Source organism: aff. Roholtiella sp. LEGE 12411 (genome assembly GCF_015206995.1).
In the GTDB taxonomy this organism is placed as follows: Bacteria; Cyanobacteriota; Cyanobacteriia; order Cyanobacteriales; family Nostocaceae; genus Komarekiella.
Genome location: NZ_JADEXR010000164.1, coordinates 1 through 13,058 on the forward strand (window position 1 = coordinate 1; position 13,058 = coordinate 13,058).

General features: G+C 43.4%; 11 protein-coding genes. 5 read left to right on the top strand and 6 right to left on the bottom strand.

Annotated features, from left to right (window positions below; translation table 11 throughout):
- The first annotated feature begins 256 nt into the window (after nucleotides 1-256).
- Nucleotides 257-718, top strand: coding sequence for a pyridoxamine 5'-phosphate oxidase family protein (locus tag IQ246_RS24765; protein ID WP_194005975.1), 462 nt, complete (start codon nucleotides 257-259; stop codon nucleotides 716-718).
- A gap of 1,585 nt (nucleotides 719-2,303) precedes the next feature.
- Here the strand turns inward: IQ246_RS24765 and IQ246_RS24770 are convergent.
- The 3 genes from IQ246_RS24770 to IQ246_RS24780 form a co-directional block, all read right to left on the bottom strand.
- Nucleotides 2,304-3,188, bottom strand: a complete 885-nt coding sequence (locus IQ246_RS24770; protein ID WP_194005976.1) for a hypothetical protein — start codon at nucleotides 3,186-3,188, stop codon at nucleotides 2,304-2,306.
- A gap of 71 nt (nucleotides 3,189-3,259) precedes the next feature.
- A complete protein-coding gene (locus IQ246_RS24775) occupies nucleotides 3,260-3,853 on the bottom strand; it encodes a DUF1517 domain-containing protein (protein WP_194005977.1) in 594 nt (197 codons plus the stop codon).
- A 234-nt stretch (nucleotides 3,854-4,087) separates the two neighbouring features.
- Complete coding sequence (locus tag IQ246_RS24780; RefSeq protein WP_194005978.1) at nucleotides 4,088-5,653, bottom strand: pentapeptide repeat-containing protein; 1,566 nt, start codon at nucleotides 5,651-5,653, stop codon at nucleotides 4,088-4,090.
- Nucleotides 5,654-5,735: 82 nt separating this feature from the next.
- On the opposite strand from IQ246_RS24780, the gene IQ246_RS24785 reads away from it, so the two are divergent.
- Nucleotides 5,736-6,575, top strand: coding sequence for a prephenate/arogenate dehydrogenase (locus IQ246_RS24785; RefSeq protein ID WP_194005979.1), 840 nt, complete (start codon nucleotides 5,736-5,738; stop codon nucleotides 6,573-6,575).
- Between the two features lie 171 nt (nucleotides 6,576-6,746).
- Here IQ246_RS24785 and dnaK read toward each other — a convergent pair whose 3' ends face one another.
- Complete coding sequence (gene dnaK, locus IQ246_RS24790) at nucleotides 6,747-8,651, bottom strand: molecular chaperone DnaK (protein WP_194005980.1); 1,905 nt, start codon at nucleotides 8,649-8,651, stop codon at nucleotides 6,747-6,749.
- A 542-nt stretch (nucleotides 8,652-9,193) separates the two neighbouring features.
- Nucleotides 9,194-10,000 (bottom strand): SDR family oxidoreductase, encoded by an 807-nt coding sequence (locus IQ246_RS24795; protein WP_194005981.1) that lies wholly within the window; start codon nucleotides 9,998-10,000, stop codon nucleotides 9,194-9,196.
- Between the two features lie 157 nt (nucleotides 10,001-10,157).
- On the opposite strand from IQ246_RS24795, the gene IQ246_RS24800 reads away from it, so the two are divergent.
- Nucleotides 10,158-10,454, top strand: a complete 297-nt coding sequence (locus IQ246_RS24800) for an acylphosphatase (RefSeq protein WP_194005982.1) — start codon at nucleotides 10,158-10,160, stop codon at nucleotides 10,452-10,454.
- The gene (locus IQ246_RS31020) at nucleotides 10,411-10,536 is read left to right on the top strand and encodes a hypothetical protein (protein ID WP_255515634.1); all 126 of its coding nucleotides are present in this window, start codon (nucleotides 10,411-10,413) and stop codon (nucleotides 10,534-10,536) included. Before IQ246_RS24800 ends, IQ246_RS31020 begins: the two co-directional genes overlap by 44 nt.
- A 168-nt stretch (nucleotides 10,537-10,704) precedes the next feature.
- On the opposite strand, the gene IQ246_RS31025 is transcribed toward IQ246_RS31020, so the two are convergent.
- Nucleotides 10,705-10,833: a hypothetical protein gene (locus IQ246_RS31025; RefSeq protein ID WP_255515635.1), complete on the bottom strand. Its 129-nt coding sequence runs from the start codon at nucleotides 10,831-10,833 to the stop codon at nucleotides 10,705-10,707.
- Between the two features lie 31 nt (nucleotides 10,834-10,864).
- On the opposite strand from IQ246_RS31025, the gene IQ246_RS24805 reads away from it, so the two are divergent.
- Nucleotides 10,865-12,997, top strand: a complete 2,133-nt coding sequence (locus IQ246_RS24805; protein WP_194005983.1) for a M3 family metallopeptidase — start codon at nucleotides 10,865-10,867, stop codon at nucleotides 12,995-12,997.
- Nucleotides 12,998-13,058: the final 61 nt, after the last annotated feature.

Here is a 13,058-nt window from a genome sequence, read left to right on the forward strand (position 1 = left end):
CCCATTCCCCATGCCCCATTCCCCATTCTCCATTCCCTGTCTCTACGAGTCAGTTCACGAATCAAATCGGATTACTAATCTCTATAAAGATATAACTAAAGATATAACTAAAACTGCCAAATATATCATAATTCCACCTCTGGGATCACGTAATTGAAAATAAAAAACGTTAATACTGAAAAAGAGCTTTATAAGCCTTAAAACTGGTTGTAATCAAAAATTACAATCCATAAAAAAAGCAAAAAGAGTACAAACAATGACAGCTTCTACAGACCGAGAGCAACAGATTCAAAAACTGCGTCAACTCATTCAAGATATTGATTGTGGCATGTTTACTACAGTCAATGATGATGGAAGCTTGCATAGTTACCCTATGTCAATGAGTGATGAGATTAACTTTGATGGCACACTATGGTTTTTTACCTATGCTAAATCTCATAAGGTGAATGAAATTGAACACCATCAGCAGGTAAATGTCAGTTTTTCATCACCTGATCAACAGCGGTATGTATCTATCTCAGGTAGAGCACAATTGGTGAAAGACCGGGACAGAATGCGAGAACTATGGAAGCCTGAGCTTCAAACCTGGTTTCCCAAGGGACTAGATGAACCTGACATTGCTTTGCTCAAGGTAAATATCAACCAGGCTGATTACTGGGATAATCCATCGAGCTTTAAGCCACAAACAATTAATTTATTGACGCCATCACACCTTTAAGAAGTAGGATTCTCCGGTTGAACTTGTAAAAGTAAATTTAATTACATAAGTTAGTGCTAAGTCACAATAATAAGCCGCCCCAAAGCCTCTGTCTTCAGAGCTAAAACGGCGGCATTTTTTACCAGAATTAGGCTTTATTGGTGCAGGCACTGGGGTAATTATCGCTGACCGTAACCTAAATTTTAAATAAGGGAATAGAGAAATAATTGGCGATCGCAGCACTAGTATTTAGTAAGTATATAACTAGCATCAGTACTAAAATATACTAATCATTTAATTAAGAAAGTTACTATTTAATATCTCCTTCTTACACACTAAAATGTCCTTAATAAATGTATTTGGAGAATTTTTTATACTACTAAAGCGAAATCGCAAGCTATGCTTGCTCCAAGAGTAAACAAAAGTAAATGCATTTATCTTGAAATTTTTTCGGGATGGGTGTAAAGTCTTTTGTATTTATTTACAACTGCTGTTCAAAATATACAGCGGTGCAAATTTGCGTATCAAACTGGTAGTGTATGCATTTGATTTTCAAACACTTTAAAATTTGCGCTATACCAAGGGTAGACTAGCTGTAACTAATGAGTATAATTGCTCGCCTGCTAGTTTTAATTTCAAATTGGGTGTAAGTACTGATTTTTGTATTTTCAGGCTTCGATTAACATTTATGTGATTGCGAAATTTCCTATTGGCATCAGAGTTATCCAATGTGAAAACTACCGTTTTTCAAGCATAGGAATTTCCCTGGAGCAAACTATGTAATAATTTCGTGCAGATCCAATTGGAATAATCTTACAAAACTTAAGGAATGTTGACAGTGAATCAAATACAACTGACTTTAATAATTAGTTACCTATTAATTACATGCTATTTTTTTAGCAATTGGTTAATGTTCTCCCTACGTCATCCTACTTCTTCTCCAGAAGATAAATTATTATCATTTATGATGTTTTTGATCACAACCGTCCTTTGGCCTTTAGTAATTCCAATATCTTGTTTAGGAATGTTAAAAAAAAAGAAGTTGGAGTTTAGTACAGTGATTCCTGTTCTCTTAGCAATGTTTGCTTTTAGTATTTCTTACTATCTAACTTATTTACAGGCACACGGCTTATGCTATGCTGACCTACTTTGCCCTTATGCCTCATGATTGAGTCAGTTGTAACCAGCTTCTAGAGGAATGTTAGTTGCTCTAGATTCATCCTTTAATTTAATTGGTATAGATTCAGCAAGTTTTCATTAATCTAATCTTCAATTAACGTGAATTCGACGGACACTATATGAGCCGTCGAATTAGCCCAATCAAAAGACCTCTAAGAGGATGTTTGAAAGGTATTAGGCGAATAGAATTCGCTACTACACGAAATCAAGTCCGCCTCCGTGGACTAATACCAAATCAAGGGTTTGTTAACCTGCAAAGGTCGGCTTTTTTATGACACCATTTGGATTTCTGAAACTTGCTTGCGATCGCAAAACCTGTCAAAATACAAAATTATAATATTCCCTTACAAAAAAAGTGCTGAGTAAAGATGCGATTAATTGCGTCTCTACTCAGCACAAAAGTGTCTGAAAGTGAATTTGGAATTTTCTAACGCCGTCTACCAGAACCAAACGAGCGACTACCTGAAGAACGGCGGTTAGTGCCAAAACCAGTTCCAGTATCGCGTCTGGTTGAGCCAGATCTGCCAGATGGTCTGAGTTCACTGCTACCAAAACCAGAACCAGAGGGGCGGTTCCCCGTGGGGGTACGTGGTGAAGTCCGTACAGTTGGATTACCAGGATAAGACCTTCTAATTGTTCCTGTACTGCGGAAAGCAGTACGATTTCTCACGGCTGCGGGTGGCGCATTGTAGCGGGAGCGATAGCTTTGAACTGCTTGGTCATAATTGCTGCCATATCCACCGTAGCCAGTCATCACTCCTCCCGGTTGATAGGCTGGGGGCACGTAGTACTGGGGTCTAAACAATAAACTGCCAAGGGCCTGACCAGCCACAGCACCAGCTACAGACCCGGCGAAGGGTGCCCAAAAACTATTTTCTTGGCGGACTACAACTGTTTCTTGTTGTCCTGTTTGGGGATTAGTTTTATTCTCAGTGACGTTGTGGACATACTCAATTTTAAAGTCTTCCGTCAGATATAAAATGGGCTGTCCGTTTTCTACCTTCAAGTAAGTTTTCTTACCTTGCTTGGTTTCGTCGTCAGTCAGCCGCGCCATTTGCAAATTTTCGGTTGCAAATGTTGGGGGCGTATTGTTGAGTAAAAACAGCGTGTACTCCCCAGTTGCATCGTCATAAGTAGCTTGTTGTATTTGGTACTGACCATCATTCAGTTTGGTAGTAGCGGATGTTTGGCTAACGTTCTTCGCTGAAGGAGAAGAGGTACTTTGATTTCCTCCCCCACAAGCGACAGTTGTCACACACAAACTCAGAGCTAAAAAAACGGCTGTAAATTTACGCACTATAGTCATGAGCATTGCATTATTGTCCTATCTCCGAGCTTAACAATTTATCGATGTGAACAGTCAGTACGGACTACCCAACAAACTTACAAAGGAATCAATTCTGGGTAATGTTGTAACAGATGATCGCTAGTAAGTTCATCACCTAACTGCGCTGGTGAGAAATGCACTTGGATTGCCTTGAGTTTATGTTTGTAATGCAAATTGATTAAGGCTTTCAAACCTTCCTTCAGTGCCTGAACGCTAGAAAAGTCAGTTTCCAACTCTGGTACTTCTCCTTCATAAGCTACTGTAATCATCACAACTACGTTGCGCGTCACAGGAATAGATAAAGGTTCGTTCAATGCTGAGTCAGGACTGTAATCGGGTTCACTGAGATATCTTTGGGCGGAGTCAGTAAATAATTCATTCACATAATCTCCCGCTTCGCCTTCGTCCCAAAAAACATCGCCTTCATTGGCAGCAGAAAGCCAGTACTCATCATATTGCAGTAGGGTTTGGCAGATTTCTACTAATGCTTCTCCCAAAACGTCCAAATCCCCCTCCGAGTCGATCGCATCTCGTCCAGCACTATTTAATACTCCCAAAATTGGTGCTACTTCACCTCCCCCTAAGTGCAGAAATAGGCGAAAAACCACATAGCGAGTTCGACCGATCATTTTATTAAAAGAATCGCGCATCTTTCTCCTCCTAAAAATTGTTTTTTTCTTTTGTCATTAGTCACTTGTACTGAGCGTAGTCGTTGGCGTAGCCTCCCGTAGAGAAGTATTTGTTACTTGTCATTTGTCATTTGTTATGGCAATTCTATCTAGGTTGTGAAAATTAGGTAAAAAGAGAAGATTTCACAAATGATTTAGGATTGCTATATTCACAATTTCTTCCTGCTGGTTTGCCCCATGCCCCATGCCCCTTGACTAATGACTAATGTAGTGAAAACCTTTAACAAAATCCATAACTATATTTAGCGAAGGCAGTATAGAATTGTTCGATTCCTTGGATATATCATCATAAACTGAAGCATTAAGAGCAGAGCGATTAATAAATTTTTTACCGAAGTTAGGATTGTCATACACAATCAAAGTATGGGCGCTGGAATTAGTTAAAATTGTCTGGGTGGGTGCTTTACAAAAGTTTAATTTTGCTGCTATTTCCACATTTTTTTTCATCTGTTTAATGGTTGTAGCCTTACTCATAACTTGCTCTATAAGCATAATTAATTGTTTCACCATATCAGGATATTTTAGATCCTGATTAGCAATAACTTCATTTTTAATCATTTCCAGTATGGTGGAAATATTTTTTTGGTTGGATACTGCATCATGAAACGGAAGAGTGGCGATGTAAGCCATAGGAAATAAAGCTTCGTCGCTATCTACGCGGAAAGTGAAAACAGTCCGGCGACGTCCGCTTTCCATACTTGGGGGTTGTTTTAGCTCCCTATATTCTTGAGCAATTTGGTAGTAAGCGCCAGCAAGAGCAAAATTGGCTTCGTGTTCTAGGGCTGCATCAATAACTATACGAATTGTTGGCGGTGTTTCATTAAAAAAGTCTCGCGAATCTTCCGAATGGAACTTTTGGATGATGGAGCGATCGCCTCTAGGACTAAGATCAACCCATTCACAAGTCATACCTTCAGTTTTTAAACCAAATCTGGAGGTGGCGTAAAGTTTTGCTCCAGTTAAAATTGCTCCCGTTAAGTCGGCACCGACCCATTCTGCTCTAATTAATTTTGCCTGAGTTAAATCGGCGTGGACTAAGCTCGTGTTCGTCAGATTCGCATTACTCAAGTCTGCGCCACTTAAGTTAGCTCCACTCAATTTCGCCCCACTCAAATCTGTCCACCGGAGATTTGCCCCGCTCAAATCTGCCCAACGAAGATTCGCTCCGCTCAAATCGGCTCCAGTGAGGTTAGCATGGCTAAGATTCGCCTGTCTGAGTTCGGTATCTCGCAGATTCGCGCCGCTGATGTCAGCGTGACTTAGGTCTGTGGCGTTTAAGTTAGACATTTCCAAGTTGGCTCCGGTTAAAAAACTACCTCTCAAGATTGCTTCACTCAAGTTGGCGTGACGGAGATTCGCCTGTCGTAGTGTCGCTTCTCGCAAGTCAGCACTGGAGAGATTGGCCTCAGACAAGTCAGCGCGACTGAGGTTAGCGCGAATTAACTCAGCGCGAATCAGCGTTGCTTCTCTGAGTTGGGCACGACTCAGGTCGGCTCGGATCAAATTAGCTACGTTCAGACTAGCGTTATTTAAGATAGCGCTACTTAGATTTACGCCACTCAGTCTGGCAACATTCAGCTTGGCATCACTCAAGTTGGCTTCGCTCAAATTTGCGCCACTCAGGTTGATTACACTCAAATTAGCTTGGCTAAGATTCACGCCAATGAGTTTGGCCCCGCTCAAGTTGGCTTCAGAAAGGTCAATACCACTAAAGTCTAAAACTCCTGCCGCATATTTTTCCAGCAATTCCTCTACAGTCATGGATGCTACCCCTTAGATGCCAACTTTAATAATTGGTAAAGTATGCAGAAAATATGTAAGAGATGAAATGACAAAATCAAAAATGAATATTGGGATTTTAGGACTCGGACTGATAGGCGGATCTTTGGGTTTTGATTTGCGATCGCAAGGACATCATGTCCTGGGAGTAAGTCGCCGTGAATCAACCTGTCAAAAGGCAGTTGCTCTTGGCAGTGTTGATCAGGCGTCAGTTGATATGAGCCTATTTGCAACCGCAGAAGTGGTATTTATTTGTACACCTATCGCACTCATTGTTCCCCAATTTGAGCAAATGATCGCTTATTTGTCTGCGACTACGATCGTGACTGATGTTGGTTCGGTAAAAGCACCGATAGTCAAGGCGATTTCTCCTCTTTGGGAGTATTTTGTCGGCGGTCATCCAATGGCGGGAACAACAGACAGTGGTATTGAAGCTGCACACAGACATTTATTTGTCGGAAAGCCGTATGTATTAACACCAGATACGACAACAGCAACCGCCGCAATTACCATTGTGGAGGAAATTGTGCGATCGCTTGGGGCAAATATCTACCATTGTCAGCCAGAGCAGCATGACCGCGCTGTTAGCTGGATTTCTCATTTACCTGTAATGGTCAGTTCCTCGTTGATTGCTGCTTGCATCAGTGAAACTGACCCCGATGTTTTACAATTAGCCCAAAAGCTAGCTAGTTCTGGTTTTCGGGATACCAGTCGTGTAGGTGGTGGTAATCCAGAGTTAGGCGTAATGATGGCGCAGTATAATCGCCAAGCATTGTTGCGATCGCTCCAACAGTATCGTCACAATCTTGACGAATTGACTAACTTAATTGAGCAAGAAAATTGGACAGCTTTAGAGAAAAAGTTAACAGTAACGGGGAAGGCACGACCTGACTTTGTAGAGTAGTTTTAGAGTGCGTTATGCTACTTTTTTCCCGTCGCAGGCGACTGGCGTCCCACACTCATTCGAGTGAGTGTAGGACTTCTGCTGAAGAAGTTAAAAAAAATTCCCACCCAGGCAAATGCTTGGATGGGCAATATAAAGCAGGGGCACAATAATTTTCCTATAGTATGGAAATTATTTGCTCTCAGTGAAGTCAGCGTCAATTACATCATCACCGCTACCAGAGGAAGTGGAACCACCATCTTGAGGTTCAGTACCTCCAGGTGCAGCACCGCCACCAGCTTGTTGATAGATGTTGCTACCAACAGCAAATAATGCTTGTTGTAATTCTGGCGTGAGTTTTTTAATCTGCTCATCGTCTTCTTTGGCGACAGCTTCGCGCACTTCTTTCACCAGACCTTCGACTTTAGTCTTGTCAGCTTCGGGAACTTTATCGCCCAATTCTTGTAGCTGTTTCTCGGCTTGATATGCCAAAGAGTCGGCTTGGTTCTTGCGCTCAATTTTCTCACGACGGTCTTTGTCAGCAGAAGCGTTCTGCTCGGCTTCTCTGACCATCCGGTCAACATCAGATTTATCTAGGGTGGAAGCACCAGTGATACTAATGGATTGCTCCTTACCAGTGCCTTTGTCCTTAGCGGTGACGTTGAGGATACCGTTGGCGTCAATATCGAAGGTAACTTCAATTTGTGGGACACCGCGTGGTGCAGGTGGAATACCATCGAGGCGGAAGGTTCCCAAACTCTTGTTATCTCCAGAAAACTCCCGTTCACCTTGGAGAACGTGAATTTCCACGTTGGTTTGACCATCCACAGCTGTAGAGAAGACTTCTGATTTCTTGGTGGGAATTGTCGTGTTGCGGGGGATAATTTTGGTCATCACACCGCCCAATGTTTCTACACCCAAAGACAGAGGTGTTACATCTAACAGTAAGATACCTGTAACATCACCCTCTAGCACACCTGCTTGAATGGCTGCACCAATAGCCACAACTTCATCGGGGTTAACGCTTTGGTTGGGATCTTTACCCAATATCTGCTTCACCAGCTGTTGAACTGCGGGAATCCGGGTAGAACCACCAACTAATACGACTTCATCGATATCACCCTTATTTAATTTAGAGTCCCGTAGCGCACTCTCGACAGGAATGCGACAACGGTCGATTAAGTCGGAACAAAGTTCTTCAAATTGGGCGCGAGTCAGGGTTGTATCCAGGTGCTTGGGGCCATCCTGGGTAGCAGTGATAAATGGTAGGTTGATTTCTGCTTGGGTAACGCTAGAAAGCTCAATTTTTGCTTTTTCTGCGGCTTCAGTCAGACGTTGTAAGGCTTGTTTATCTTTTCGCAGATCAATCCCTTCGGCTTTTCTGAACTGTTCAGCTAAGAAGTCAACAATTTTCTTGTCAAAGTCGTCACCGCCGAGATGGGTGTCACCAGAGGTGGATAACACTTCAAATACTCCATCGCCAACTTCTAGCACGGACACGTCGAAGGTCCCGCCACCAAGGTCAAATACCAAGATAGTTTCGTTACTCTTCTTGTCAAATCCATAAGCCAAAGAAGCGGCAGTTGGTTCGTTAATAATCCGCAGAACTTCGATACCTGCAATTTTCCCAGCGTCTTTTGTCGCTTGTCGCTGGGAGTCATTGAAGTATGCGGGAACGGTGATTACAGCTTTGGTTACAGTTTCACCGAGGTATTTGCTAGCATCTTCTACTAGCTTGCGGAGAACTTGTGCAGAAATTTCTTCAGGAGCAAATGCCTTACCGGCTCCTGGGCATTCTAACTTAACATTGCCATTGCTGCTGATGACTTTGTAAGAAACTTCGGTAGTCTCCTTGTTCACTTCGTCGTAGCGGCGTCCGATAAAGCGTTTGACGGAGTAAAACGTATTTTCCGGGTTCATCACCGCTTGGCGTTTGGCGATTTGACCAACCAAGCGATCGCCATTTTTGGCAAATGCGACCACTGATGGTGTTGTGCGAAAACCCTCCGCGTTAGCAATTACCGTGGGTTTTCCACCTTCCATCACTGCTACGCAGGAGTTAGTCGTACCTAAGTCAATTCCAACTGCTTTTGCCATTTTAGGTGCTGGCTCCGTATAACTACAAATGAATGAGAGTATAAAGGACTAAATTTTTGAACCAACTGGGTTAAGAAATCAGCCAGTTCAGCATGAATACCTTTGATTTGGCTTTCCGGGGTTAAAACTCCAGACTATGCTGATATATATACTGAGCTTGTGTAGCCAGTCCATGAAGGGTGGTTTCCCGAACCTCGGTTGGGGCGGTCTACCTAAATGGTGTTTCTAGTTGGTTCATGGATTAATTTGCTTTCACTTTGTCTAATGTATGAGAATTAATACTTTCAGTAATTAGGGTGAACCGTAACGTCATAGTGGTGTTTGCCGTCTTTTAAAGAATTGCGCGAGTAGAAAAGCAGGGCGATCGCCTCAGTAATTTACTTTAATCACGGATATCAGTAATTTTGGCGGCGGGAAATCTCAATCTTAGATTGGGCATGGGGCATGGGGTATGGGGATTGATTATTTATTCACCTTGTCCCTTTGTGCCTCAGTCTCCAGGTAGGGTCGAGGTGTGCATTCATAAATTAGAGGCAGGGGTTCTATACTAATTGGGAAAAAAGAGTCTCCCAGTCAATTACAGGTGGTCTTGATCCTTGGTTAACTAGTTCAAAAATTTTTTCTGAACTACTTGGGTGAACAATACATTCCACACAAGCGTTCGCCACATCAATTCGGCTGGTATCGCCCGACAGTCTGTCGCCTGTGCCTACGACCACACCATATTTACCCCCTGTTTTTGCCTTTAAGAGGGTGTTGAGGTCGTATGAGGTATAAGGGCCATCAATTAGGCGTCCTGGGCGGATAATAGTGTAGGGTAATCCTGAACTGATGATCGCTTCCTCGCCTTTCTGTTTGGCATCAAGCACGCCGAATCCATTGAGAATACTAAAAGGAAGTTGATCCTTACGGAGAATTCCGCAGGAAGAAACGAAAACGAACCGCTTCAAATTTTGAGGTGCTGCCGCCACTAAGTTGCTCACACCTTGAGCATCGACCCTTGCCGGACTATTCTTTGCTTTGGCTTCACTGGATTTTGGGTTAACAAAAGCAGTTCCCCATTCAATCAAGTTTAGAGGCGGGTCAAACTCCCATCTCGCAGAGGGAAAGGCAGTGGTTCCAGTACAACAGATGATGTGGCTTAGATCTGGCATTGCGGCTGAAAGCGTAGCCGATTGGCGGGTATCACCGACGGCAATTTCCACTCGCTGATTAAACATTTCTTCGGCTTTTGCTGCATTGCGTGTTAAAATGCGAACTTTAAAACCCTTCTCCAGTAGCTTGCCTACTACTAGTTGTCCCACTCCACCAGTACCACCAGCAACTAGTACCAAATCTTTAGAAGTCATAATCGCCTTAAGTATAGTCTATTGCTAATCTAATCAAAATTTCGAGTGGGGAACATCTGCTGAGGAGCGATCGCAAGCCATGATCAAAATTAATTAAGTGACTCTGAGTTGACTGCAAGAACCTGCTAGAGTGAATTCGTAAAGAATAGACTAGTGTATGCAGAACCACACACCACTACCAAAGTTAATTCGCGCCCATGTATTCATTTCTGGCCGAGTCCAAGGAGTGGGTTATCGCTATTCCACTGTGGATACAGCTAGCCAGTTGGGATTAACTGGTTGGGTGCGAAATCTCCCTGATAATCGTGTGGAGGCGGTCTTTGAAGGAGCGCGGGAGTTTGTGGAACAAATGGTTCGTTGGTGTTATTCTGGGCCACCTGCTGCTGTGGTGAAAGAGGTTGTGGTTGAGTATGAAGAACCTGAAGGGTTGCGGGGATTTGAAGTTGGGCGGTAGCGCGATCGCTCATCAAATCGGAAAACAAATCTGCGATCGCCATAGAACAATTGGTGCGATCGCAAGGGATATTCTTCAATAAATTTGCTGGTAGAACTTACAGCTATGGGGCAAATAGAAGTTAGAGCGTAGGCAAACCTATAATATAAGGCGTTTTATCTTTTGGTTCTCCCTGATGCTATTAACTGGGTTAAATCTGCTCATGATCTATTGGATTTCTGCCGATTTGTGGACTGGAACAACGGATTCCTCATGGAGAGAACCAAAACAAACGAGCCGAAGGTAAGTTTGGGGTTATCACTAATAGCTTTAATAGAGTTAGCCAGTAACTAAATTGCGCGGCGATCGCTACATTAGTAGATATATAAATAAAAATCATTGTTCATTCCTATTCCCCATCACACAAAACCATGAGTGCAAGTGCCATTATTTCTCACAATCCCTTACTCCAAGGCGACGGTTTACCTCTGTTCGCAGAGATTCAACCAAAGCAAATAGTACCAGCCTTCAACCAGATCTTGGCAGAACTTGACCAGCAGCTGGCTACCTTAGAAGCTAATGTACAGCCTACTTGGACGGGTTTAGTAGATCCACTAGAAAGGCTCACAGAACAGCTTTCCTGGAGTTGGGGAGTGGTGAATCATTTAATGGGTGTAAAAAATAGCCCTGAACTGCGAGAAGCTCATGGAACCGTACAACCACAAGTGGTACAGTTGATCAACAAACTCGGTCAAAGCCAACCCCTTTACAATGCCTTTAAGGCACTCCGTGCTAGTGATACTTGGGCAACTTTAGACTCAGCCCAGCAACGCATTGTAGAAGCCGCCATCCGAGATGCACAACTTTCCGGTGTTGGTTTAGAAGGAGAAGCAAAAGAGCGTTTCAACGCCATTCAGATGGAGTTGGCAGAACTTTGCACCAAGTTCTCTAACCATATACTGGACGCCACTAAAGCCTTTAGCATAACCCTGACAACAAAAGAGGAAATCGATGGCTTACCCAATAGCTTGCTGAGTTTAGCCTCACAAGCGGCTCGTGCTGCTGGAGTTCGCGTAGCGTCTCGCACAGAAGAAAACGCTACAGCAGAAAATGGCCCTTGGCAGATTACTTTGGACTTTCCCAGCTATGGCCCTTTTATGCAGCACAGCACCCGTCGCGATTTACGCGAAAAGCTCTACAAAGCCTATATAACTCGTGCTTCTACAGGCGATCTAGATAACAACCCGTTAATTGAACGCATTTTGGAGTTGCGCCAAGAACTTTCAAATTTACTAGGCTTTAAGAGTTTTGCTGAACTAAGCCTTGCTAGTAAAATGGCTCCTAACGTTGAGGCAGTCGAAGCACTGTTAGAAGAACTACGCCGTAGCAGTTATAATGCTGCTATCAAAGACTTAGAAGAACTCAAAGCCTTTGCAGCGACAAAAGGAGCAGCAGAATCTCAAGATTTAAAACACTGGGATATCAGCTTTTGGGCAGAACGCCAACGAGAAGAAAAATTTGCCTTTACCGCCGAAGAATTACGCCCCTACTTCCCGCTTCCCCAAGTATTAGATGGCTTATTTGGGCTTGTGAAGCGGCTGTTTGGTGTTACTGTTACTCCTGCCGATGGTCAAGCCCCAGTATGGCATGAAGATGTTCGTTATTTTCAAATTGCTGATGAAACTGGTTCTCCCATAGCCTACTTCTACTTAGATCCATACAGCCGTCCTGCGGAGAAACGCGGTGGTGCTTGGATGGATGTGTGCATCAATCGTGCCACAATCACAGAAAATGGCGTAACTACTATTCGCTTACCTGTGACTTATTTGGTATGTAACCAAACTCCCCCAGTAGATGATAAGCCTAGTTTGATGACTTTCTATGAAGTCGAGACTTTGTTCCACGAGTTTGGTCATGGATTGCACCACATGCTCACCAAGGTTGACTATGCTGGAGCGGCAGGTATAAATAATGTGGAGTGGGATGCCGTAGAACTGCCTAGTCAATTTATGGAAAACTGGTGTTATGAGCGACCCACTTTGTTTGGGATGGCTAAGCATTACAAAACTGGTGAAGCTCTACCAGAGCATTATTATCAAAAGCTACTAGCAGCACGTAATTATATGAGTGGTAGTGGCATGTTGAGGCAAGTTCACTTTAGCATCGTGGATTTGGAATTGCACTACCGCTATCGCGTCGGTAGCGATGAAACGCCAGCTGATGTGCGTCATCGAATTGCTAAGACTACTACGGTTTTAGCACCATTGCCAGAAGATTCATTTTTGTGTGTTTTTGGACATATTTTTGAGGGAGGCTATGCCGCGGGTTACTACAGTTATAAGTGGGCTGAGGTACTAAGTGCTGATGCTTTTGCCGCTTTTGAAGAAGCTGGGCTAGAAGATGAAGAGGCTATAAAAGCTACAGGTCAGCGTTATCGGGATACCGTACTGGCACTTGGTGGTGGCAAGCATCCGATGGAGGTTTTTAAAAGTTTCCGGGGACGTGAACCGAGTACAGCTGCTTTGCTCAGACACAATGGTTTAGCTACTCTAAGTAATGAGTGACGAGTTCATAAGTATGGGGCATTGGGCATGGGGAATGGGGCATTGGGCATTGGGCATGGGG

Coding starts and splice junctions, on each gene's coding strand:
- IQ246_RS24795 (WP_194005981.1), bottom strand. CDS start 10,000: ATGACTTCTAAAGATTTGGTACTAGTTGCTGGTGGTACTGGTGGAGTG.
- IQ246_RS24805 (WP_194005983.1), top strand. CDS start 10,865: ATGAGTGCAAGTGCCATTATTTCTCACAATCCCTTACTCCAAGGCGAC.
- IQ246_RS31020 (WP_255515634.1), top strand. CDS start 10,411: ATGAAGAACCTGAAGGGTTGCGGGGATTTGAAGTTGGGCGGTAGCGCG.
- IQ246_RS24785 (WP_194005979.1), top strand. CDS start 5,736: ATGAATATTGGGATTTTAGGACTCGGACTGATAGGCGGATCTTTGGGT.
- IQ246_RS24765 (WP_194005975.1), top strand. CDS start 257: ATGACAGCTTCTACAGACCGAGAGCAACAGATTCAAAAACTGCGTCAA.
- IQ246_RS24770 (WP_194005976.1), bottom strand. CDS start 3,188: ATGCTCATGACTATAGTGCGTAAATTTACAGCCGTTTTTTTAGCTCTG.
- IQ246_RS24775 (WP_194005977.1), bottom strand. CDS start 3,853: ATGCGCGATTCTTTTAATAAAATGATCGGTCGAACTCGCTATGTGGTT.
- IQ246_RS24800 (WP_194005982.1), top strand. CDS start 10,158: ATGCAGAACCACACACCACTACCAAAGTTAATTCGCGCCCATGTATTC.
- IQ246_RS31025 (WP_255515635.1), bottom strand. CDS start 10,833: ATGATTTTTATTTATATATCTACTAATGTAGCGATCGCCGCGCAATTT.
- IQ246_RS24780 (WP_194005978.1), bottom strand. CDS start 5,653: ATGACTGTAGAGGAATTGCTGGAAAAATATGCGGCAGGAGTTTTAGAC.
- dnaK (WP_194005980.1), bottom strand. CDS start 8,651: ATGGCAAAAGCAGTTGGAATTGACTTAGGTACGACTAACTCCTGCGTA.